The organism is Acetobacterium sp. MES1 (genome assembly GCF_002237635.1).
Lineage (GTDB): Bacteria > Bacillota > Clostridia > Eubacteriales > Eubacteriaceae > Acetobacterium > Acetobacterium wieringae.
Window position 1 is genome coordinate 54,100 of the sequence record NZ_MJUY01000006.1, and the last position, 23,293, is coordinate 77,392.

A 23,293-nucleotide genomic window follows, 5' to 3' on the forward strand; every position below is an offset into this window, starting at 1 on the left:
AAAAATTCGAAATAAAAACTCCCGGTCATACTGGAAATTTTAATGGGGTGCTTGAAAATGAAAAAACAATATTATCTTGATTTAGGACTACTAATCATAATCCTGGGATTATCGGTTTACTTATTGTTTCAGGTTGATAATCCTATTGACACCATAATTTTGATTGGCTTTGCCGTCATCTTCTTCTATATCAATCTGAGATTTAGAATTATCTTTAAATATCCCTATGAGGGTAAGCTAAGTATTGGCAATTATTCCGGCTATTTTCAAATTCTGTTGGGAAAGCTGTTGTACATTATTGGTCTATTAAATCTTACAAATGCGGATTTTGATAAGCCGCATCATTTAATTATCTACGGTTTTATTCCTATTATCTGGTATCTATCGATCTTCCACAATACGGCTTATATCTGTAACAATTATTTAATCTACAATTTTTCAAGGGTTATTGATATCAAGGATATTGACCGGTACGAGATGAAGAAAAAAACGTTGGATACATACTCTCTAGTTGTCCGTTTGAAAAACAAAGAAGTGCTTAAACTGGGCCTGAATGATTTTAATTATCACAAATTAAAATTGCTGATTGAGTAATAAGAACTGCACCATACAGAATTATAAAAGGGGAGAAAAGTCTGCCCAGCCCTGGTTGCGGCAGTAGCAGACGGTGTTGTTCGGACAAGGAGAATGATGATATGAAGGAAAAAATGATAAACGTTGCTTTAATGATCGGGTATCTGCTATTTTTTATACTGATGGATACTTGGGTCATATCCATTCAGAACAGCTTTAATACGATGGAATCGCTGAGTTATGGTTTTTATTCAAGTCGTTTTTGGGGGATGATGCTGATTGGATTTTTTAAATGGTTTATGCTTGGCTTTCTACTGCATTTTATGTGTAAGAGTGGAAAGCTGCGACTTAAAGTTGATCTATTCTATGTTGTGATTGCGCTTATAGGTGCAGCGATATATTTTATGATACATCTAGGTATCCTTGTGCCAATGCCAGCGATTATTTATAGTGAAAAATCTATGACCCAATTAATATGCCTGATTCCGATTTTATCTGGATTCTTTATGTTTGAGAGTTTGTTTTCAGGTAGGTCGTCTACAAACACCGACCAATAAATTATAATAATGGATAGCTGAAAAATAGTGAAGTGTTTTTATAGAAAGGAAGCCCTTGTTTTGCGAATTTTAGAAAAGATTTATCCGTATCTGGTTATACCATCAGTGATAATCTATATAGGTATTATTGAAAAGGTGAAATTTGTAGTAAAGAATAGTCCGATCGATTCAAACTTTAATTCAACCTTGCCATTTTTTTTCAGTGATGGTTTTTTCTTTATGGCTATTACGTTGCCTCTGATTAGCATGATGTTTGGAATGTTGTTAGAATTATTGACCAGAAAACCAGCAACACTTAAAATTAAAATAAACGGACCGTTTCTGGTTATTGCATTTATTGTTGGCTTTTTATATTATATGCCTTACACACCGGCAGCTATTCTTTTTTCATATATGAATTTCAACTCGGCTTTGATTACAAATGCGCCAGCTTTCTATCTCATCCCGACCCTGGCTGGATTTTATTTGACAAGAGGCTTATTTGCTTCAAAAGAGAGTGCAATGACAAACTTTGATTAATGATTATACGCTTTGCAGAACAATGGTGATAGAAGCACACAATAACCTCTCGCTCCGGCATTTGTCGGAGCTTTTTTAGTCTATACAAAAAAAAGCGGCTGTGGGATAATAAACAAAACGGATACGAGTGAGGACACCCAAATGAGAATATTACATACCGCCGATTGGCATTTAGGCAAAAATATCGAAGGACACAGCCGGATGGATGAGCAGGCCAGCTTTCTGGCGGACTTTGTTGAGATCGTCAAAGACGAAAAAATAGATCTGCTGATCATTGCCGGGGATGTTTATGACAGCTATAATCCACCAGCCCGGGCCGAAGAATTGTTTTATGAGACCCTAAAGCAATTGTCCGACGGTGGGAAACGGCTGATTCTGGTGATTGCTGGCAATCACGATAATCCCCAGCGGCTTGAAGCGCCGGGACCGTTGGCCCGGGATCATGGTATTCTGATGGCCGGAGTACCCAAAACGATCATCCCCACCGGGGCTTACGGCCAGCATCAGGTGGTGGCAGCGGGAGAAGGTTATGTGGAACTGGAGATCAACAGCGAGCGGGCCGTGATTCTGCTCTTGCCCTATCCCAGTGAAAAACGGCTCAATGAGGTTTTATATGATCTGACCACCGCCGAAGACGAAAATCACAAGTCCTACAGTGATCGGATTCATAGCTATTTTTCGCAACTGGAGTGCCATTTCCGAGACGATACAATCAATCTGGTGACCACCCACATCTTTGCCATGGGCAGCGAGGAAGCCGGTTCAGAGCGAACCATTCAGCTGGGCGGCACCTATATTGTCGATGGCCAGTGCTTTCCCGAAAAAGCCCATTATATCGCATTGGGACACATTCATAAACCACAGGTAATTCCCGGCACCAATGGCCGGGGCCGCTATGCCGGGTCACCGATTCATTTTAACCGCCGGGAAATTGCCTTTAACAAAAAATGCATGGTGGCAGAAATTATCGTTGCCGATGGCGTGACCGTTAAAAATGAGATCCGTGAAATTGATTTAAAGGTTTATAAGCCCATCGAAGTCTGGAAATGTGACAATGTCGATGATGCCATCGCCCGATGCGCGGCCAATGCGGATCGATCCTGCTGGGTTTATCTGGAAATTGAGACGGATCATTATATCCGGGAAGATGAAATCAAAAAAATGAAGGCCCATAAGAATGATATTCTGGAAGTAATCCCCCGGCTGACCACTTTAGAAACTGAGGCTAGCCTCGAAGCCTTGACAGAGAAATCCTTTGGTGATGTCTTTAAAGAATTTTACCGCCGGGAACGGGGCACCGAAGCCGATGATGAGGTGCTGGAACTTCTGCTGTCGCTGGTTGTTGAGGAGGATAAACAATGAGACCGATAAGGCTAAAAATTAAAGGCATTAACAGTTTTCAGGATGAACAGCAAATTGATTTTGAAACCCTGACCGAGGCGGGTATTTTTGGCATTTTTGGCCCTACCGGTAGCGGTAAATCGACGATTCTCGATGGCATTACCCTGGCGCTTTATGGCAAGCTGTCCCGCAACAGCACCAATTACATCAATGTCAACGACGACAAGGCCAGTGTCGTGTATGAATTTGTCATTTCCGGTGCGGAGAAAAAAACTTATCAGGTCAGTCGGGAGTTTAAGCGTAATAAAAACGAAGGCATCAATCAGGGAAAATGTCAGCTGCTGGAACTAAGGCCCGAAGGACCATTGGTTTTGGCGGATAAAACCACCGAGGTGACCAATGCCTGTGAGCAAATCATTGGCCTGGGTCTCACCGATTTTACCCGGACGGTGGTGCTGCCCCAGGGCAAATTCAGTGATTTCCTGAAGCTGGAGGGAAAACCCCGCCGGGATATGCTGGAACGGCTGTTTAATTTGTCCAAATATGGAGATGATCTTGCCAATCGGCTCAAGTCCGAACGGATCAAGGAAGTGGAAAAGCAAAACCAAATCCTCGGCAGCATGAACACCTATGAAGGGGTTACACCGGAAGCGCTGGCCGAAAAAAAGCACAGTTATGAAGAAAATCAGCGCCAGCTTCAAACAAACCGGGAAAAGTTTAATAGGCTTGATACCCAGTTGTCAGAAGCAAAAAAATTAATGGCCTTGCTGGCAGAACTAAAGGACACCACAGCAGCATTTACAAACCTGGAAGCAAGAAGTGCTGAAATAAAAAGCAAGGAACAGCAATTGAAGCTGGGAAAAAAGGCCCTGGAGGTGCGTCCCTTTCTGGAAGCCTTTGAAATCCTGCAAACCCAGGTTGAAACGGGTCAGCGTAGTCTGACTGACAGCGAAGAAAAACTGGCCCAATTGTTAGTTGAAAAAGAGACATGTGAAAAAAGTTTTAAACAAACCGAAGACTATAAAAACGAAAACCTCTTTAGGTTTCAGAGCAAGCTGGAAAAGGTGGATGATGCCATTGGCTGGAAACAAGCTCAGCTGGCGCTGGATAAAGAAATTCGTGAGATGAATAAAAAAATGGATGAGGCGAATCATCAAAAAATCAACCTGGAAAATGACAAGACCAGGTTGCAGGAAGAACTGGAAAAAGAAAAAAAACAACTGATTGCCCAGCGACGGGAAGAAAAACAATGTCGGATCGAACCGGACTATCGCCAAAAAATCACCCGGGGGATGGCCGTTACCGAAGAAATAATCCGATTAAAAAATGAAATAGCGGACGATCAAATACGCCTTAATAAAAACCAGACTGAGATCAATACATTGCTTGAAAGCGAGAAGAACCTGGAAGCGCAGAAGCAGGTAAAAGAAGCCGAGCAAGCAGTTGTTGAGCAGGAGCTTATTGCTCTCGAAAAGGCCCGGCCAGCGAGCTGGGATAGTATCGGAAAGGAAAAGGAAGCGGCGCTTCACTGCCAGAATCTTTTTCTTAAACAACAACAGGCAAATGCAAGTATGATTGCGTTGGAAAGTCAGATCGATGCCCTGATTCAGACCATTGGGACAAAAAAGGCGGCGGAAAAGCTGTTAAAAGAAAAGATGGCAGCAGTGGAAGAAGAACTGATCCAGCTGGAAAACAAGAATTTCGGCATAAAACTGAGAGAGCTGTTGAAAGTTGGTGAACCCTGCCCGGTTTGCGGCGCAACTAAACATCCTTTCGCCGAGGATCGGGATGAATCGGATGACGCCATTCGCAAGGCGGTGATAAAAAAAGCCCACCAGCAACAATTGCTGGAATTAAGCGAACTGACTGCTGAAATTGCCCAGCTAACCGGCAGTTTCACCACCTTGGTAGAAAATCAGAAGCAGCTAAAAACTGAAATTGCCAGTCTTGGTGAAGCGATACCCGAAGGACAGCCGGAATTGCTAGTGGCTGCCAATACGAAGCGGAGTCAGGAACTGGAAGTTTGGGAAGAACGTTTAAAAAAGCTGGAAGCCCGAAATCAGGAGGCCAAAAACCAGTTACTGAAGCTGGAAGGGGATCTTAAAGAAAAAAACGCAAGTCGGGAAGCGCTACTGCTTCAGACCCGGGAATTGGAAGTGCTTAAAAGCAAAAAAGAAACAGCTTGTGCAGAGCTGGAGACAGAAGGGGCGGAATTAAGAAAGCAGCTCAAGGTTAATAAAGCTTATGATTTTTACGCCGCCAATGAAACCATAAAAAAGCTCGATCAGCGTCGCAGCGAATTGATGGATCATCTTGAAAAACTGGAAACGGCCGTTAATGACCAACAGCAACAGCTGGAAAAACAGAGTGAAGTCATTCATGGGGTCAACCGACAGGTTCAGGAATTTTTGCTGCTGATCGGCCAAAAGGCTCAGCAGTTTAAGGAAAAGAAAAGTGCCATTGAGGAAAAACTGGGAAAAGACTACCCATTGCCTGAGCTGGATGAACTGAAAAATAAGTTTCAAGGTAATATAAAATGGATCGAAAACGCCTGGAATACGGCCAGAACAAAGCTGGATGCGGCGCGGGAAGCCTACGAGAAAACACAGGAAATGGTAACCATTCAAAAAGCAAATCTGACAACGCTGGAAAGCCAATACGATATCACCGCGGCAGGGTTAAAAAAACAACTGATGGCGCATGGCTTTCTTGATTTGATCGCCGCTTTAAACGCCTGTATCCCGGATCAAACCATTAAAAATCTGGAAATGGAAATAGAGGGTTATCGTCAGAGTCACACCAAATTAGCGGGCAGGCTGGAAGATCTGAACCAGAAAATTAATGGCCGGGAAATGACCGATGTCGCCTATGCTGAGATTTGCTCGGTTCATCAGCGCCTGGAAGCAGATATCGAAACACAGAAAGTTCTGGATATCCGCTTAAAAACCAGTGTTGATGAGCTGGAAAAGCGACTGGCTGAATTGGCGAACTATTTAGAGCAAAAGGAACAGGTGGATCACCGGCTGGGCCTGATAGCTGATCTGGAAAAATTGTTTTCGGGCAAGCGATTTGTCGAATTTGTGGCCGTTTCCCGACTTAAGTACATCTCCATTGCGGCATCCAAACGGCTCACTGAGATCAGCAACGGTAATTACGGACTGGAAGCTGACGATGAGGGGAAATTCATTATCCGGGACTACAAAAATGGCGGCGCGGCCCGGGACGCCTCAACCCTGTCCGGTGGGGAAACCTTTCTGGCCTCATTAGCTCTGGCGCTGGCGCTGTCCGCCGAAATCCAGTTAAAAGGACGGGCCCCGCTGGAATTTTTCTTTCTCGATGAGGGTTTTGGTTCGCTACATGAAGATGCCCTGGAGGTGGTGATGAGTTCCATCGAAATGCTGCATAACGATCGCCTGAAGGTGGGGATCATCAGCCATGTGGAATCGATCAAGAACCGGATGCCGGTTAAATTGCTGATTACCCCCGGCGAAGCCGGAGTTGGTGGCAGCAAGGTGCGAATTGAAAAATAAATGGATTAAAATATAAAAGGACAACAATGACAAGGGATTATACAATCAAGTATTCAAAACGAAAAACGATGGGACTCTATATCACTAAGAACGCTGAAATTGAGGTGCGGGTTCCCAATGGAACCCCGCAGAAGGTCGTAGCGGATTTTGTAGCCCAGCACCAAAATTGGATTAAAACCCACCACGGGGCGGTGGCCCAACAGGTGACAGAGCGGGAGAATTTTGCATTGCGGTTTGGGGCCAAGATCCTATTCCTGGGCCACGAATTTCCTCTGGAGCCAGTCGAAAAACCAGCTTTCGGTTTTGATGGCCAGCACTTTTATGCTTATGCCCAGATGTCGGCCGAGGAATTAAGAACCAGTCTGGTGGGTGTCTACCGAACGCTGGCAAAAAAGGTGCTCGGCGATATGGTAAAAGATCTGGCCAAACATATGGGATTAGAGCCCAAGGCTGTCAAAATAAACGGTGCCCGCACTCGTTGGGGTTCCTGCTCCAGCGCCGGTAATCTCAATTTTTCCTGGTATCTGGTGATGGCCGAAGAGGCCACCATTCGCTATGTGGTCGTTCACGAGCTGGCCCATCTGATTGAAATGAATCATTCCCCCAACTTCTGGCGAATCGTTGAGCAGGTACTCCCCAATTACAAATCGGAACGGGAAAAGCTGAAACTCCTCCAGAAAAAACTAAGCGTTCAGTGCTGGGAATAAGCGAGACCATCTCGCTTATTTTTTTTGATTAAAAACTTGACAGGTAAGGGAAAAGAGTTTATAGTGTATATATAGTATATATACACTAAGACAAGCGAAATGAGGTGGTAAGTTGAATATTGTCATCAGCAATTCCAGTGACAAACCGATTTACGAGCAGATTGCCCAACAAATCAAGAAGATGATTATCAGCGGGGAACTGAGTCCCGGTGAAGCGCTGCCAAGCATGCGCTTTCTGGCCAAGGAGCTGCGCATCAGTGTGATTACCACCAAGCGGGCCTACTCGGATCTGGAACGGGATGGCTTTATTGAAACCGTCACCGGTAAAGGTAGTTTTGTGGCCAACCAGAACTTATCCTTTATCCGGGAAGAGCAACTGCGGCTGGCCGAGGAGTTTTTGCAGAAAGCGGTGGATATTGCCAGAAGCAGCGATATTTCCTGGTCCGAACTCAGTGAATTGTTAGAACTATTGTATAAGGGAGAATAATATGACGAATGCCATAGAAATTAAAAATTTGAACAAAAACTATCAGGATTTTCAACTCAAAGATGTCAGTTTTAAAGTGCCCAGAGGCAGTATTGTCGGCTTTATCGGTGAGAATGGCGCTGGTAAAACCACGACCATTAAAGCGATCCTGAATCTGGTTAGTCGCGATGAGGGAACCATCGAGCTACTGGGCATGGATAGCTTAACCGATGAGAAAAAAGTCAAAGAGTCTGTCGGGGTTGTGATGGACGGGTGCAACTTTCACGATAATTTAAAGACCGGTGATATTTCAAAAATGATGAAGAGTATTTATAAAAACTGGAATCAGCAAATGTTTCAGCACTATCTGAAAGAATTCAAGCTGCCAGATAATAAAATCATCAAAGAATTTTCCCGGGGGATGAAAATGAAGCTGCAGATTGCCGTGGCGTTGTCCCACGAAGCGGAGTTGCTGATTCTGGACGAAGCCACCAGCGGACTGGATCCGATTGTCCGGGAGGAAATTCTTGATGTTTTTATGGAATTTATCCAGAATGAAAAACATGCCATTTTGATATCGTCACATATTACCAGTGATCTTGATAAGATTGCGGACTATATTGTCTTTATTCACCAGGGCGAAATTCTGCTTGACGAAGAAAAAGAGACCCTGCTTTCCCAAATGGGGATTTTGAAATGCGGCGAAGAAGACTTCCGCAAACTCGAGGGCAGTGAGTTTATCCGTTATCGCAAGAATCAGTTCAGTTTTGAGGTGCTGGTGACAGATAAGGCGGCTATCCGTAAAAAATATCCGGAGGCGGTTGTGGATGGGGTAACCATTGAAGAAATTATGTTATTTTATGTAAGGGGGCAAAAATAATGAAAGGATTGATCTTAAAAGATCTGCTTAATTTAAAAAGCACATTTAAAATGCTGGGCGTGATGATGGTCTTTTTCGCCGTTGTTTTCTTGCCACAAGGCAATGGTTTTATCTTTGGGATGATTATATTGATGTTTGCCATGATGGTGGTGACCACGATCAGCTATGACGATCTGGCCAAGTGGGACGCTTATGCGTTAACAATGCCGGTGACCCGAGCCGAAATGGTACTCAGTAAGTATCTGGTGATGGTCATCTTAAACACCCTGGGGGCCGTTTTGTCACTGACTGTTGGAATAGTTGGCAGCGTCATCATGGGCAAAAGCTTTGATCTGGAAATCCTGGCTATTGTTGGGGTAATCTATCTGGTGGCCTTAATCTTTGGTTCGGTGATTATTCCCCTGATATATAAGTTTGGGACTGAAAAAGCTCGATTGATGCTCTTTCTCTGTGCCCTGATTCCAACGGCCCTGATTCTATTGCTGGAACAGTTCAATGTCCCCCTGCCAACCACCGGAAATCCGTGGATTTATTTATTCTTGTTAATCGGCCTTTCTGTCGCTGGTGTGATCCTTTCTTATCTGATCTCACTTAAGATTTATACAAAAAAAGAGTTTTAGAAAGAACCATTTTGAAAGACACCACTTAACGAATTGATTTAAGGTGCGTATTGAAAACAAAAAGGGGGCTGAGAAATCAGCCCTTTTGTATGTTCGGTATCATTTTGTAAACGTTCGGTAATTAGTCTTCCAGCCGTTCCTGCAAGGCATCTTCGAAGGCACTGATCCCGATTCGGTCGAGTACGCCACAAATCCGTTCCCCGTCTTTACCGAGCTCCAGATAGGTTTCCAGAATTTTATCAATCAGATTGGGAATCTCTTCGGCTGCATAAAGGTCGGTTAAACGGTCACCAAACCGGTACCCCCGACCCATTCGGCCACCCAGATAGACGGCAATGCCGCGAACCTCCACGGTGATGGCACCAGTGGTGCAGGCCTGGGCGCATTTTCCACAATTAACGCACTGGCGTTCATTCCAAAGTAGTTTTTGATTGAGCATTGTCAGCGACTGGGTTCGACAGACTTTGGTGCATTTACCGCAGTTCAGGCAGGCATCCCAATCAAACTGGATGTAAGCCTGTCCTACCAGGCCGATATCATTGGTGTTGGCCTTGGCACAATTGTTGGGGCAGCCCACAAAGGTGATTTTTGTTTTAGCATGAAGATCCCGGCCAAAAAATTGGTCATGGCAGATGCCGCACAGTTTCTGGGTGTCATAAAGACCATGCTGACAAACCGTGCCCTTACAGGCTACCAGGGGCCGGACTTTTTTTCCGGTGCCGCCGAAAACCAGTCCACCGGCAGTGAGGGCAGATTTAACGGCATCCAGGTTTTCATAAGCGATCCAGGGAATTTCAATGGCTAAGCGAGTGGTTTCGCCCAGATAGCCCCGGCCGTATGTTTCGGCAATTTCGGCCAGGGTCTTTAATTCAGCTGAGGTCAAATTTCCGGCCCGGCTTAAAACCCGAATCGAAAAATATCCTTCCTGTTGCTGGGCTAAGATCCCCTGGGCTTTCAATTCTGCAATTTCGTTTTTTGTGATCACGCAATTACCTGCTTTCCTAAAGGTGTGAGGCAATTCAAAAAAATAAGTGGTCGCAAATGAAAAAAATTTTTCGCCGCCGACCAGTTATCCGTTTTGAATGCTGATATGTATTGTCTCTATTGTATGCCTTATTTCTAAAAACAATATTAAATTTTATCGTCGCAAACGGCTAGAGTTGTGTTAAAATAAACAGAATCACCAAGAAAAAAGGAGCGACTATGCTGATACTTGAACATATCTCAAAAACCTATGGCAATAAAAACGAAAAAGCTGTCGATGATGTCAGCTTTGAAGTACATCCTGGAGAAATTTTCGGATTTGTCGGGCCCAATGGAGCGGGAAAAACCACTACCATCAAAATGATTGTCAGTTTGCTGGCACCCAACAGCGGGAAGATAAGGATCAACGGCATCGATAATCAGACGGACATTTTGGGAGCAAAAAAACAGTTCAGCTATGTACCCGATAGTCCAGAGCTGTTTGAAAAGATTAAGGGCATTGAGTATCTAAAATTCATGGCCGACGTTTATCAGGTGCCCGCTTCTGACCGACAGGAACGGATTGAACGATATCTGGATATTTTTGAAATCAAAAATGCTGTCAATGATCCGATTGGATCCTTTTCCCATGGGATGAAGCAGAAGCTGGCCCTGGTGGGAGCACTGATTCATGATCCGCAGGTTTTTATTCTGGACGAACCAATGGTCGGTTTGGATCCCAAAGCATCCTTTGAGCTTAAAAAAATCATGCGGGAACATTGCGACCGGGGCCGATCGGTTTTCTTTTCCACCCATGTATTGGATGTGGCCGAAAAAATTTGTGACCGGATTGCCATTATTAAGAAGGGCAAGCTCATTGAGGTGGGCACCATGGCTGAAATTCGTGAAAAAGCCGGGAGTCAGGAGTCACTTGAGAATATTTTTTTGGAGTTGACCGAATAATGAAAGAAATTATCTCGTTAACCAAATTATTTATCAACGAATCATTGGGATTTTCGTTGTTCTTCTACAATCAGAAGTTTAATAAAAAAGAATTTTACAAACAGTTATTTACCCTGATTATTGTGCCAGTAGCGTTGATCCCGGCCTTTTTTATGTATGTTTCACTCATGTCGGCCACCTATTTTGGACTGACACTGATTAATCAGACCTCGGTTTTTTTAAGCATTGGTTATATTATGGCAACGGTGCTGATCCTTGTTTTTGGGGTCATGTACATTCTTTCAGAATTCTATTTCTCTGATGACATTGAAGAACTGATCCCGCTGCCAATCAGTCAACGAAAACTGATCATTGCAAAATTCTTAAGCATTCTGGTGTTTGAATATATTTTTGCGGCCTTTATTTTTATTCCGATTTTGATTATTTATGGTGTCGGTCAGGGCATGGAGCTGCTTTATGGGCTGCTGTCGTTTTTGGTTTTTTTAACTGTCCCGGTGCTGCCGCTCTCATTAATGACCGCCGTGATCATGCTGATTATGCAATCGGCTTCCCTCAAAGGACGCAAGGATATGCTGCAGATTGTTTTTGTCTTTATCGGGATTGCCGTCATTTTCACGGTTCAGATCTGGTTTACCAGCCAATTGGGAAGCGGTGATGAGGCGGATTTTCAGCTGTTGATGAATACGATTCTGACCAATAATGAAGGCTTATTGAACAGCATCGGCTACCTGATGCCGACTAGTTTTTTAATGGCCTGGGCGCTTAATAAAATCACCCTGATGTCGTTGGGCTGGGTTGCAACACTGCTGGGAATCACGCTGTTATCCTGTGCTCTGATGGTTACAGTCGGCAATCGGGTTTATCTTAAGAGCATTGTCAGCGGCAAAATAATCAAAAAGGGTAAACCATTAAGCGGGGCCCAGCGCAGCAAAGTGCTGGGGAAAAAGAGTCACGGAGCGATGGCAATATTTACCATGGATTTGCGGCTATTGTTGCGGACCCCGGTATACTTTTTTAATAATGTCAGCGTGGTGATTATTGCGCCGCTTTGCATTCTCCTCAGTGTTTCATTTATTGAAATTCCCCCGGAAGATTTACAGGGGATGCAGGAATTTTTCAGAGCCATGCCGATTTTGATCAACTTTTTACTGATTGCCTTTTTTATCTTTTTTGGAGGTACCTCAGCCACTACCGCCTCGACCTTTTCCCGGGAAGGAAAAGCCTCCTGGCTGACCCGGATGATTCCGGTGACTGCCAGAGATCAGATTGCGGGGCGAACCGGGGTGGCGATGTTTATTCAAAGCCTGGGGATCGTCTTTACCATCATTGCGGTGCAATTCATTTTCCCCTTACCCTTGTCCACCCTTGTGATAACCATCGTTCTGGGGATACTGGGGTCACTGCCGATTTTGTTGTTTGGATTATTTATGGACATGAACCGACCGCTGCTCAATTGGGATAACCCCCAAAAGGCCATTAAAAACAATATGAATGTGGTGATCACGCTTTTTGTGGGGATGGCCTATACCGGGTTGTTAATTGGGATCAGTGGTTTGCTGGGGTATTTTGTCAATCCAATTTTGGGTTACGGAGTATTTGCCCTGATCAGCGTAATTCTCAGTGTGGTTTTTTACCAGGTGATCAGCCGTCGCCTGGAAGCGGAATTTTTGAATTTTGAAGGTAATTAAAGCCCAGGTTAATGGTTAAGGGGCATAATAGCAAGTAACGAAAACTATAAAAAGGAGTTGACACAATGGCTCTTGACGACGTGAAAAAGAAAGCAAACCGACTCGTTCATGAAATGAGTCCTTATTTATTACAGCATGCCTATAATCCGGTAAACTGGTATCCCTGGTCGGACGAGGCCTTTAATCTGGCCAAGCGACAGGACAAACCGGTTTTCCTTTCAATTGGCTACAGCACCTGTCACTGGTGTCATGTGATGGAAAAAGAATCCTTTGAGGATGAAGCCGTGGCCGAAATCCTGAACAAATATTTTATCAGCATCAAGGTCGATCGGGAAGAGCGGCCAGACATTGATCAGATATATATGACCTTTGCCCAGGTCAGTACCGGTCAGGGCGGTTGGCCCCTTAATGTTTTTCTGACCGCTGACCGCAAACCTTTTTATGCCACCACCTATCTGCCCAAATACTCTCGGCTTGGAAACCCTGGCTTGATTGATGTATTGTTGGGTATTGAAAGCCAGTGGCGAAAAAATAATGAAGACATTATTGATTCTGCCAATCGGATGACCGGACTGCTCAATAATCTGGAGGTGCGAAAAGGGGAAGAGGAACTAAAGCGAACGATCTTTTTTGATGCCTATGATTTTTTTGATGAAAGCTTTGATGACCGCTATGGTGGTTTTGGCAAGGCTCCCAAATTCCCCGCCCCCCATCATCTTTTTTACCTGTTGCGCTGCTATCAGGCCTTTAAGCAGCCCGATGCCCTGGTAATGGTGGAAAAAACCCTGCAGCAAATGTATAAAGGCGGGATCTTTGATCATATCGGTTTTGGGTTTTCCCGCTATTCAACCGATGAACAGTGGCTGGTTCCCCACTTTGAAAAGATGCTCTACGACAATGCCCTGCTGATTATGGTTTATGCTGAAACCTACCAGGCTACTGGCAACCCACTCTATAAAAAAATTGCCGAAAAAACCATTACCTATGTCAATCGTGATCTGCGTTCCCCGGAAGGGGCCTTCTATTGCGCGCAAGATGCCGACTCGGAAGGGGAAGAAGGCAAATTTTATGTCTGGTCGATGGATAAGGTGGAAAAAATACTGGGCCAGAAGCGGGCCGAGGTCTTTTTTAAGTTTTATCCGATGTCAAAAAAAGGTAATTTTGAGGGTAAGAATATTGTCAATATGATCGATACTGATCTCGATCTGATTGAAGCCAATCCCGAGTTGGAAAAAGCGCTCGATGAGATGACAGCCGATCTCTTTTCTCAACGGGAAAAGCGGGTGCATCCCCATAAAGATGATAAGATCCTAACCTCCTGGAATGGGCTGATGATTGCCGCTCTGGCGATGGCGGGACGGATCTTTAACAAAACCGTCTATGTCCGACAGGCGGAAGAGGCCATGGCCTTTATTGAAAACAACATGGCCCGGCTGAGTGGCCGGCTCTACGCCCGGTACCGCAAGGGGGAGGCCAAAATTCTCGGCTATCTGGATGATTATGCCAGTGTCATCTGGGGCTATCTGGAACTGTATCAGGCCAGTTTTAAAACCGAGTATCTTGAAAAAGCGATTGTGCGGGCGGTGGATATGATCAACCTCTTTGGCGATGAATTTGGCACCGCTGGCTTTTTTCTCTACGGCAATGATACTGAGCAACTGATTGCCCGGCCCAAGGAAGTGTACGACAATGCCAAGCCATCGGGAAACGCCCTGGCTGCTTATTGTCTGCTGAAGCTGGGCAAAATAACCGGAGAGCAGAAATACATCGATATTGTCAACGGGATATTTGGCTATTTTGCCGGAAACCTCAATCAGGCACCGATGGCCAGTACGATGATGCTCTGTGCCAAATTATTCCATGAACAGCCTACTACTGAGGTGGTTTTTGCCGGGTATGAGACCGATACGACGATTCGTGAAATGAACCGTCACTTAAATCAGCAGTTTCTGCCGTTTTCGGTGGTACTGTTTAATAAAAGCGAAACCGATCTCAAAAAGATCAATGAGTTTGCCGTTAATCAGCAGATGATTCATGGCGAACCGACTGCCTATATTTGTAAAAACTACCGTTGCGAGCAACCGGTGAATGATCTTGAAAGCTTTCTTAAAATTATAAAAGACTGATTAAGATCAGGAAAAATGGGGTAGAACAGAAGCATCACGAGAAAGGCAGGAACGATAATGAACTATCAAAAGAAGGATCAGGAGACCTTATTAAAGACCTTGACCCCGGATCAATATGCGGTGACTCAGAAAAATGCCACCGAACCACCGTTTCAGAATGAATACTACAATGAATACCGCAAAGGAATTTATGTGGATATCACCACTGGCGAACCACTTTTTTCATCCAGCGATAAATTTGAATCGGGCTGTGGCTGGCCCAGTTTTTCCAAACCGATCGATCCCAAAGCGGTCAAAGAACTCAGTGACACCAGCCTGCGGATGAAGCGGACTGAGGTTCGTAGCGTCACTGGTGACGCCCACCTGGGTCACGTCTTTGAGGATGGTCCGATCACCACCGGAGGCTTGCGCTACTGCATTAACAGTGCGGCGCTGCGTTTTATTCCAGCCGAGGAAATGGAAGCCCAGGGTTATGGCGCTTATTTAAATTTGCTTGAGTAGTTTAGTATAAGATCGTCAAAGGACGAGGTTAATAAATGATGAGAGGTGAAGAAATGAATAGTATTGAATTTGCAATTAAGATGGAACGTGACGGCGAAGCATATTACCGTGAACAAGCAAAAAATAATCAGGACAATCCGTTAAATGCGGTGTTTTTATTATTGGCCGAGGACGAAAATGGTCACGCCGTATTGCTAAAAAATGAGCTGGCAAAAATAAGTTACGATTTAGCTGATAATGAAGCATTGGTAGATACCAACAATGTTTTTAAAGACCGGGGTGATTTTAAAAACAAATTCGAAAAAATCCCCAATCAGCTGGATGTCTATCGGATGGCTCTGCAAATGGAAAAGGACAGCATCGAACTCTATCAGAAATTTTATCAGGAATCAGCAGATGAACAAACTAAAAAACTGTTTGGTTACCTGGTCAAGCAGGAAGAGAATCATTATAAAATCTTTGATAATCTGATTACCCTGGTCGAACGTCCGGAAGAATGGGTGGAAGACGCCGAATTTGGAGTCCGGGAAGAATACTAAAATAAATCATTTCAGATTAACGGTATTAAAAAATAAATGGGCTGGACTACCTTCATTTGAAGAATGGTTTAGCCCTTTACTTATGAAAAAAATAGTCAAGAACGAAAAAAATTGTTAAGATAGTGCTACTATTAAAGTTAAAAGTGAAGGAGTATAAATGGCAGTTTATTTATTTGATCAAATGGAAGAATTTTCAGATGAACTTTTTAAACGCAGTCTGATGCTGCTTCCTGACGAACGGCAGCAAAAGGCAACAGCGTATCGGCAAAAGCTTGATCAGAAATTGTCGGTATTGGGCTATGTTTTGCTGAATTACGGGTTAAAAAATGAATATGGTATTTCGGAAAAGCTTCGCTTTTGTTATTCGGCCAAGGGCAAGCCATATTTAAGCGACTATCCCCAGATCCACTTTAATCTCAGCCATTGTAAAAATGGAGTAATCTGTGCCATTCATACCAGTGATGTCGGGGTCGATATTGAAACCGTGGCGGCCTATGATGGCCAGCTGGCTGAATATGTCTGTAACGAGCAGGAATTAAAATTGATTAATAAAAGCGATAACAAGGCCCTGGCTTTTACGAAAATCTGGACTAAAAAAGAAAGTTTGATGAAAAAAACAGGGGCCGGTCTGAGGGATGATTTAAAAACAATTGAGTCCATCGATTCAGAAGCCATCACATTGGTTGACCCTGATGAAGCCTATGTGTTTTCCATCGCCGGAATGTCATTGGCCGAGCTGGGTTTAAGGACGGAACGATTCAGAGCGTAAAATCGCTGGGATAAAAAATACGTGACAAAACTGGAAAAATTTGATATAGTACTATAGAATTAAGAAAATAATAAGAATTAAATAAATAAACAGGTGTCGGCTGTAATCAATGTATTATAAGCCGGTGAAAAGGGAAGAGGGGTGAAAATCCCCCGCGGTCCCGCCGCTGTAAGAGACGAGTTTCTCCAGGAATGCCACCAGAAATGGGAAGGCAGGAGGCAATGTTGACGCTCAAGCCAGAAGACCTGCCTGTTTGTATATCTCAAACTCTACGAGAGATGGAGGAGGTTTATTTTTGTGCGCATTTTTGCGGCCTCATTGTCTTGTTTAGAGATAATGAGGTTTTTTTGTGCAAAAATATAAATGAGAGTGATGGAGGAAGATGTCAAAAGTATTAGTAATAGCCGGGACAACCGATGCCAAGACTGTAATTGCGAGACTATTAGAAAATAACCATGACACGGCCGTAACCGTTACAACCCGTCTGGGTGCCGGGATGTTGGAGGAATTTAAGAATCTGGATATTTATCAGGGAAAACTCAATAAAGATCACATTACTCATTTGATCAGAACCCTAAAACCAACCTGTCTAGTTGATGCGGCCAATCCCTTTTCGTCAGAAATAACCCGAAATGCCATCAATGTCTGCAAATTTGAAAATCTGCCCTACATTCGTTATGAACGGGAGCGGGTAAAATACGAAGATGATCCGGATATTACCGTTGTTAAGAGCTATGGGGAAGCCTGTGATGTTCTGATGAACTGCCAAGGAAACATTCTGTTGACTTTGGGCAGTAACAGAATTGATATTTTTAAAAGAATTCCGGACTATTCAAAGCGGGTCTATCTGCGGGTGCTGCCGGACTGGAAGGTTTTAAGTAAATGTGAAAGCCTGGGGTTCAGCCCCAAAAACATCATTGCCATCAAAGGGCCCTATAACGAAGCCCTGAACATGGAACTCTTTAAATACTGCCAGGCAGAGGTGTTGGTGACCAAAGAAAGCGGCAACATGGGTGGCGTCGTGGATAAGATTAACGCCGCTAAAAAGTTGGGCATGAAGATCATTCTGGTTGATCGCATCGAAGAGCAGTGCAGTAATAAATTCAGTTCGGTTGATGAGTTGATTGAATGTATCGATCGTATCGATACGGTTAATTAGCGCTGGCAATGGACCGAAATCATAGATAAAAGAAAGGATGGGCGCAGATGGAGAATAGTTCAGCTAAACGGATTGGTTATGTCCGAACGAATGAAAAAAGCGATAACAGCCATCATCATTACAAGCATCAGCATCAAATCGGTCATAAACACGGCGAAGGATCAGCCATTGATTATTACGCCTATGCCTCAAAAATCAGAGGCTGGAACCCCAGCTTTAAAGTGGTCTTTTCAGTATTGACCCTATTGTTGTGCATTATTCTCAACAATCCCCTGGTTTCGATTGCTGTGATTATCAGCATGGCTTATTTAACGGTTATTAAAGGTGGGCTGCCACTGGGGGCCTATCTGTCGGTGCTGATGATTCCGCTTACCTTTATCATTTTGGGCACCGTTGCTATCGGCATTGATTTTTCAAGCCAGCCAATTGGTCCATTCAATTTCTATCTCGGCTTTGGTTATCTGTATACGTCGGTTGCCAAGCTTCTGGAAATGGTGTTTCTGATGCTGAAAGTGTTTGGGGCCATCAGTGCGATGATCATGATGACCCTATCGACACCGTCTTCTGAAATCATTGGGGTGCTGCGAAAAGCCCATGTACCCAAGCTGATCATTGAACTGATGAATCTGATTTACCGCTATATTTTTATATTGTTGGACGTATTTAACAACATGCGCAATTCCGCCGATTCCCGGCAGGGTTATTGCGATTTTAAGACCTCCTGCAAAACCTTTGGCAATGTCGCCAGCAATATGCTGGTACTTTCCCTTAAAAAGGCCAATGCCTATTATACCGCCATGGAAGCCAGAGGCTATGAAGGGGAGCTGGTTTTTCTGGAGGATGAAAAACCGTTTCAGATCAGTCAGGTGATCTACGCCGTCGGGTTTATGCTTTTTCTGCTGCTGCTTTGGTATGTTACAAAATAAGGATTCAATTTGAAAGGTCAATCGATGAGAGAGCCAATACTTAAAGTCAATAATCTTCATTACAGTTATGGAACCGGTAACCCGGCCCTGAAAGGGGTCAGTGTCGATATTTACAAAGGCGAAAAGATTGCCGTGATTGGCTCCAACGGCTCCGGAAAATCGACGTTTTTTCTTAATGCCAATGGGGTGCTGAAGGCCGATCATGGCGAAATCAGCTATCAGGGTACCGTCATTAATAAAAAGAATTTAAAAGAACTCCGAAAAAACATTGGCATTGTTTTTCAGGATGCCGATAACCAGATCATTGCCTCCACAGTGATGGCTGAGGTTGGCTTTGGTCCGATGAATTTAAAACTGCCCCGGGAAGAAGTAATCCATCGGGTCGATGAGGCCCTGACTTACATGAATATTCTCGATTTTAAGGATCGTCCACCCCACTATTTGAGTGGCGGCGAAAAAAAGCGGGTCACCATTGCCGATATTATTGCCATGAAATCCGAAGTGATTATCTTTGATGAACCGACCGCAGCCCTGGATCCCCTCAATGCTCAAATGCTGGAAGATGTGCTGGTCAAGCTGGGGCAAGAAGGCAAGACGATGCTGATCTCCACTCATGATGTCGATTTTGCCTACCGTTGGGCCGAGCGGGCGATTGTTTTTGATCGGGGGAAAATCATCGCCGATGGGACACCGCTGGAGATTTTTAAAAACCGGGAAATTCTTAAACAGGCCAATCTGAAGCGGCCGACGATGTTGGATGTCTATGAAATGCTGGTGGATAAAAAAATGGTTAAGAACAGCGACGATTATCCCACCAGTCCCGAGGAATTAAAGGTTCTGCTGGAAAAACAATTCACATTATCCTGAAGCATCGGCGCCGGTGTCCCGGCAAATCAAGACCAAAAATGCGAAATTGATTAAGCCGGTTTTGCAAAACTTAATATGAGCGCGCAAGAGTTTTGCAAACCCTTAATAATAGATAAAAACAAGAGGAGGAAGAGTGAAAAATAACGTTGGTTTTTGGGCGACTTAAACTAAGGGTAGCCCCTTGAAAAAATTAAAGTGTTAAATTAAGCATCAGTTATCGTTGCATTTAACCAATGACGAAGTATCGTAGCCTTGAGATTCAAGGTAAGCAAAGACGTTTTTATCATTCAGAATGACTTTATGCTGATTGAAATGCGGATCCATCAATTCCGAATAATCAGTGGGATTAAAAGATTCTTTTTTAATAACCATATGATAGATGCAGATCAACATCATGCGTGCAATCGCAATAATGGCTTTTTTATGACCACGACGTTTTTTAATACGACCATATTTGATTGCAAAATAAGGTTGTTTTTTGCTCCTGATTGCAGCAAGAGCACATTGAACCATTAAGGGTTTCAAATAAGCACCAGCTTTGGCAATACGAACAGATTTTTTCTTGCCGGCAGATTCGTTGTTGGAAGGGGCAAGTCCCGACCAGGAACAAAGTTGTTTTGCGTCATCAAAGACATTCATATCAACCCCAATTTCTGCAAGAATGATTGTGGCACTTAATTGAGTGATACCAGGCAGAGTAGCGATGTGTTCGACAAATTCATAGTAAGGTTTGATCCGGACATAAAGTTCAATTTCGGTTTGACGAATCATATCATCAAGATAATTCAGATGAGCTCTGGCAAGGTCAAGTTTTTTATGTTGATCCGAGCCAATGTGATAACCTTTGATAGCTTCGAATATTTCATCTGATTTTGCCCGGGCACCTTTTTTGATCAGTTTACGAACTGCTTTATCATCAATCGTATCCGCTGTATTTTGAAGCAAATAGGACATGAGTTCAGTCGCTGTTTTACCAAAGGGGTCAGACAGTATACTGGCTATTGCGATGTTTGAAACGGTCATGCAGTTTTGAATCCGGTTTTTTTCAGAAGATTTCATGCAGACAAGCTTAAAACGATAGCGAGCCAGTTCACGAAGTTGACGGAAATCCTTTGGGGGAATAAAAGAACATCTGACCAGATCAAACTTATAAAGGTCAGCAATCCATTTAGAATCCTTTTTATCCGTTTTCTTGCCTTTGATAGCTTTTACATATTTGGGGTGAGTAAGAGAAACGTCGATATCATTTTCAAGGTAATTAAAAACAGGAATCCAATATTTACCAGTGGATTCCATACAAACGTGTTTACAGTTATTTTCAATCAGCCAGTCGTGAAATTTTTGAAGATCCGAGTTGATGGTAGAAAAAGATTTTTGCTGATACTCAGATATTCCGTCTTTGCCGGTTGTTACGATGGTTGCAACGATAAGATTTTTGTGAACATCAAGTCCACAGCAGATGGGGTAAACAATCCTCATCATAAATATCACCACCATAATATTAAAAGAACAGCAACATTGACTGTCATCCTGCGACTTAATAAACATGGTTTACTACCAATGATAAGAGTCCGGGCTCAATGTCCCACTTGTTTGTGCTTGTAAGGATGACGACACATATAACTATACGGGATCGAAACTAAGTTCGCCACTCCTCCTTCCGTGTTCTGTAGTGTATTGCTGTTCCATAATAGAATTGTAAACAAAAAATGGAGTGGGTACAACATTTTCATGAAAATGTTTGTGCCTTGAGCGAAGCGAAAGGAATGTATAAAACTATGAACACACGTTTAAACACCAGAGAAAAAAGATTTGTTGCAGTGGTGGCAGCCATTGCCCTGGTTTTCGGGTTTACCCCGGTGGCCAGTGCCATGCACATTATGGAAGGGTATCTGCCTGTCGGTTTCAGTATCGCCTGGGGGGTAATCTGTATTCCGTTTTTAATTGCCGGTTATCTGTCAATCAAAAAAACCCTCAAGGAAAACCCTAAAACCATTACTTTGCTGGCTATGGCTGGCGCCTATGTTTTTGTGTTATCATCGTTAAAAATACCATCAGTCACCGGCAGTTGTTCCCATATGACCGGAACCGGGCTGGGTGCTATTTTATTTGGACCGGCAGCAGTCAGTATTTTGGGCGTCATTGTTCTGTTATTTCAGGCCATTTTACTGGCCCATGGCGGTTTGACGACGCTGGGAGCCAATACCTTTTCAATGGCGATTGCCGGACCATTTGTAACCTATGGTATTTTCATTCTTTGTAAAAAAATAAAGATCAATCGCCATGTCGGAGTTTTTCTGGCTGCCGCCATTGGCGACTTATTTACCTATTGTGTCACGGCATTTCAGTTGGCCTTGGCCTATCCCTCTGAAAGCGGCGGAGTTGCGGCCTCAATGGTAAAATTTCTGGCCGTGTTTGCACCAACTCAGTTACCACTGGCGATTATTGAAGGGATTCTGACCGTGGTCATCATTATCGGCCTGGAAACCTATGCGCAACCAGAACTTAATGATTTGGGATATCTTACCGGAGGTGTAAAATAATGACAGCAACAAGAAAAACGGTAATTGGTCTTTTAGTATTGGTGGTATTGATTGCTCTGGTGCCCCTGTTTATCCTGCAGGATGCGGAATTTGGCGGATCGGATGATGCCGGTAGTGGGGTGGTTTCAGAGATTACCGGAACCGAATATGAACCCTGGTTTACCCCTATTTTTGAAACGGCCATTAATGGTGAAATCCCCGGCGAAGTGGAAAGCTTGTTTTTCTGCATCCAAACCGGTATCGGTGTCGGTATTATTGCTTTTGTGATGGGTCGCTTTGTTGAACGCAAGAAGCAGGAAGAAGGCAAGACCGGCAAGAAAAAAACGAAATAGGTTCAGTTTAGCGGCAGATCCTTTTAAGAAACGAAAAATTAAATTAGGTTTTATTTGCGTGCGTCTATAAAAAAGCGCGTTATTTTCACAATGAAATTAACGCGCTTTTTTAAACGATATCAAGAAATCAGTGTCTTTGAATCGTTTGTGTTCAGGCAGAAAATACTATTTGGCTGGTCAAATAGGGATTTTGTCTGCCTGGGGTAATATCAGTGGGTAGCTTTATCATTCAAGTGATTGTGTGCTTTCTCACTTAGATTTCAAAAGTGACATATTTCTGAATAACCGCTTTAAGCTCAGTGATCCCTTCACCGGTGAGGGCACTGACCGGATGAATCTTATCCGGATGGATACCTGCATAAGTCAGGTAACGACGACTGCGTTTCAGATCGCTATGCCTGTGGTCGATCTTGGTGATGACCCCGATCACCGGGATGTTGTAGGTACAGACAAAATTGGGCGGAACCGAGTTTTGATGATCGGTACTGGAATTAATCAGGACGATCAGTCCGGCATCACAGGTCACATTGATGGCCTGGGGTCGAAAACAGGGTAGTTCAACAAATTCGCCGGGAGTGTCAATAAAATGGTCAGAATAACTGACCTGCTGAGTTTTGCCATAAGTGATCAATTCATTGGTCAGCCGTTGGAATAAGGTGGTTTTGCCACTGCCAATCCGACCGATCAGAGCGATGCGGTTTTTATTATTTGCCATAAAAATCCT

General features: G+C 43.8%; 23 protein-coding genes and 1 riboswitch. Of the genes, 20 read left to right on the forward strand and 3 right to left on the reverse strand.

What is annotated here, in order from left to right:
* Positions 1 to 57: 57 nt before the first annotated feature.
* The 9 genes from BI182_RS01670 to BI182_RS01710 all read left to right on the forward strand — a co-directional run bounded on the left by BI182_RS01670 (position 58) and on the right by BI182_RS01710 (position 9,193).
* Positions 58 to 594, forward strand: coding sequence for a hypothetical protein (locus BI182_RS01670; protein WP_286805066.1), 537 nt, complete (start codon positions 58 to 60; stop codon positions 592 to 594).
* A gap of 101 nt (positions 595 to 695) precedes the next feature.
* Positions 696 to 1,130, forward strand: a complete 435-nt coding sequence (locus BI182_RS01675; RefSeq protein ID WP_148636618.1) for a hypothetical protein — start codon at positions 696 to 698, stop codon at positions 1,128 to 1,130.
* Between the two features lie 60 nt (positions 1,131 to 1,190).
* Positions 1,191 to 1,649: a hypothetical protein gene (locus BI182_RS01680; RefSeq protein WP_187389170.1), complete on the forward strand. Its 459-nt coding sequence runs from the start codon at positions 1,191 to 1,193 to the stop codon at positions 1,647 to 1,649.
* A 141-nt stretch (positions 1,650 to 1,790) separates the two neighbouring features.
* A complete protein-coding gene (locus tag BI182_RS01685) occupies positions 1,791 to 3,011 on the forward strand; it encodes an exonuclease SbcCD subunit D (protein WP_286805070.1) in 1,221 nt (406 codons plus the stop codon).
* Positions 3,008 to 6,520, forward strand: coding sequence for an AAA family ATPase (locus tag BI182_RS01690; protein ID WP_286805072.1), 3,513 nt, complete (start codon positions 3,008 to 3,010; stop codon positions 6,518 to 6,520). Before BI182_RS01685 ends, BI182_RS01690 begins: the two co-directional genes overlap by 4 nt.
* A gap of 26 nt (positions 6,521 to 6,546) precedes the next feature.
* Positions 6,547 to 7,227: a M48 family metallopeptidase gene (locus BI182_RS01695; protein WP_286805074.1), complete on the forward strand. Its 681-nt coding sequence runs from the start codon at positions 6,547 to 6,549 to the stop codon at positions 7,225 to 7,227.
* Positions 7,228 to 7,339: 112 nt separating this feature from the next.
* Positions 7,340 to 7,714 carry a GntR family transcriptional regulator gene (locus tag BI182_RS01700; protein ID WP_148636623.1) on the forward strand — a complete coding sequence of 125 codons (375 nt, stop codon included), beginning with the start codon at positions 7,340 to 7,342 and terminating at the stop codon, positions 7,712 to 7,714.
* A gap of 1 nt (position 7,715) precedes the next feature.
* The gene (locus BI182_RS01705) at positions 7,716 to 8,573 is read left to right on the forward strand and encodes an ABC transporter ATP-binding protein (RefSeq protein ID WP_286805077.1); all 858 of its coding nucleotides are present in this window, start codon (positions 7,716 to 7,718) and stop codon (positions 8,571 to 8,573) included.
* Complete coding sequence (locus BI182_RS01710) at positions 8,573 to 9,193, forward strand: ABC-2 transporter permease (protein WP_286805079.1); 621 nt, start codon at positions 8,573 to 8,575, stop codon at positions 9,191 to 9,193. The genes BI182_RS01705 and BI182_RS01710 overlap by 1 nt, the downstream gene beginning before the upstream one ends.
* A 121-nt stretch (positions 9,194 to 9,314) precedes the next feature.
* Here the strand turns inward: BI182_RS01710 and BI182_RS01715 are convergent, their stop codons facing one another.
* Entirely contained in the window at positions 9,315 to 10,178 is an 864-nt protein-coding gene (locus BI182_RS01715) for a ferredoxin-like domain-containing protein (protein ID WP_286805080.1), read from the reverse strand.
* Between the two features lie 218 nt (positions 10,179 to 10,396).
* On the opposite strand from BI182_RS01715, the gene BI182_RS01720 reads away from it, so the two are divergent.
* The 9 genes from BI182_RS01720 (at position 10,397) to BI182_RS01760 (ending at position 19,694) form a co-directional block, all read left to right on the forward strand.
* Positions 10,397 to 11,119: an ABC transporter ATP-binding protein gene (locus BI182_RS01720; RefSeq protein ID WP_148636625.1), complete on the forward strand. Its 723-nt coding sequence runs from the start codon at positions 10,397 to 10,399 to the stop codon at positions 11,117 to 11,119.
* The gene (locus BI182_RS01725) at positions 11,119 to 12,807 is read left to right on the forward strand and encodes a putative ABC transporter permease subunit (protein WP_286805084.1); all 1,689 of its coding nucleotides are present in this window, start codon (positions 11,119 to 11,121) and stop codon (positions 12,805 to 12,807) included. The genes BI182_RS01720 and BI182_RS01725 overlap by 1 nt, the downstream gene beginning before the upstream one ends.
* 65 nt (positions 12,808 to 12,872) lie before the next feature.
* The gene (locus BI182_RS01730) at positions 12,873 to 14,933 is read left to right on the forward strand and encodes a thioredoxin domain-containing protein (RefSeq protein ID WP_286805086.1); all 2,061 of its coding nucleotides are present in this window, start codon (positions 12,873 to 12,875) and stop codon (positions 14,931 to 14,933) included.
* A 57-nt stretch (positions 14,934 to 14,990) separates the two neighbouring features.
* Positions 14,991 to 15,434, forward strand: a complete 444-nt coding sequence (gene msrB, locus BI182_RS01735; RefSeq protein WP_148636628.1) for a peptide-methionine (R)-S-oxide reductase MsrB — start codon at positions 14,991 to 14,993, stop codon at positions 15,432 to 15,434.
* Positions 15,435 to 15,487: 53 nt separating this feature from the next.
* A complete protein-coding gene (locus tag BI182_RS01740) occupies positions 15,488 to 15,973 on the forward strand; it encodes a ferritin-like domain-containing protein (RefSeq protein ID WP_070372500.1) in 486 nt (161 codons plus the stop codon).
* 157 nt (positions 15,974 to 16,130) lie between these two features.
* On the forward strand, positions 16,131 to 16,742 hold the full coding sequence (locus BI182_RS01745) for a 4'-phosphopantetheinyl transferase family protein (protein ID WP_070372419.1): 612 nt from the start codon (positions 16,131 to 16,133) through the stop codon (positions 16,740 to 16,742).
* A 74-nt stretch (positions 16,743 to 16,816) separates the two neighbouring features.
* Positions 16,817 to 17,009: riboswitch (cobalamin riboswitch) on the forward strand.
* A 115-nt stretch (positions 17,010 to 17,124) separates the two neighbouring features.
* Positions 17,125 to 17,901 carry a precorrin-6A reductase gene (gene cobK, locus BI182_RS01750; protein WP_286805091.1) on the forward strand — a complete coding sequence of 259 codons (777 nt, stop codon included), beginning with the start codon at positions 17,125 to 17,127 and terminating at the stop codon, positions 17,899 to 17,901.
* 47 nt (positions 17,902 to 17,948) lie between these two features.
* Positions 17,949 to 18,827: a cobalt ECF transporter T component CbiQ gene (cbiQ, locus tag BI182_RS01755; RefSeq protein WP_286805092.1), complete on the forward strand. Its 879-nt coding sequence runs from the start codon at positions 17,949 to 17,951 to the stop codon at positions 18,825 to 18,827.
* Between the two features lie 24 nt (positions 18,828 to 18,851).
* Positions 18,852 to 19,694 (forward strand): energy-coupling factor ABC transporter ATP-binding protein, encoded by an 843-nt coding sequence (locus BI182_RS01760; protein ID WP_286805093.1) that lies wholly within the window; start codon positions 18,852 to 18,854, stop codon positions 19,692 to 19,694.
* 210 nt (positions 19,695 to 19,904) lie between these two features.
* On the opposite strand, the gene BI182_RS01765 is transcribed toward BI182_RS01760, so the two are convergent.
* On the reverse strand, positions 19,905 to 21,176 hold the full coding sequence (locus tag BI182_RS01765) for an IS110 family RNA-guided transposase (protein WP_286805095.1): 1,272 nt from the start codon (positions 21,174 to 21,176) through the stop codon (positions 19,905 to 19,907).
* 296 nt (positions 21,177 to 21,472) lie between these two features.
* On the opposite strand from BI182_RS01765, the gene BI182_RS01770 reads away from it, so the two are divergent.
* Positions 21,473 to 22,237, forward strand: a complete 765-nt coding sequence (locus tag BI182_RS01770) for an energy-coupling factor ABC transporter permease (RefSeq protein WP_286805097.1) — start codon at positions 21,473 to 21,475, stop codon at positions 22,235 to 22,237.
* Complete coding sequence (locus BI182_RS01775) at positions 22,237 to 22,569, forward strand: energy-coupling factor ABC transporter substrate-binding protein (protein WP_070372424.1); 333 nt, start codon at positions 22,237 to 22,239, stop codon at positions 22,567 to 22,569. Before BI182_RS01770 ends, BI182_RS01775 begins: the two co-directional genes overlap by 1 nt.
* 253 nt (positions 22,570 to 22,822) lie before the next feature.
* Here BI182_RS01775 and BI182_RS01780 read toward each other — a convergent pair whose 3' ends face one another.
* The gene (locus BI182_RS01780; protein WP_228880947.1) at positions 22,823 to 23,284 is read right to left on the reverse strand and encodes a EutP/PduV family microcompartment system protein; all 462 of its coding nucleotides are present in this window, start codon (positions 23,282 to 23,284) and stop codon (positions 22,823 to 22,825) included.
* Positions 23,285 to 23,293 lie beyond the last annotated feature (9 nt).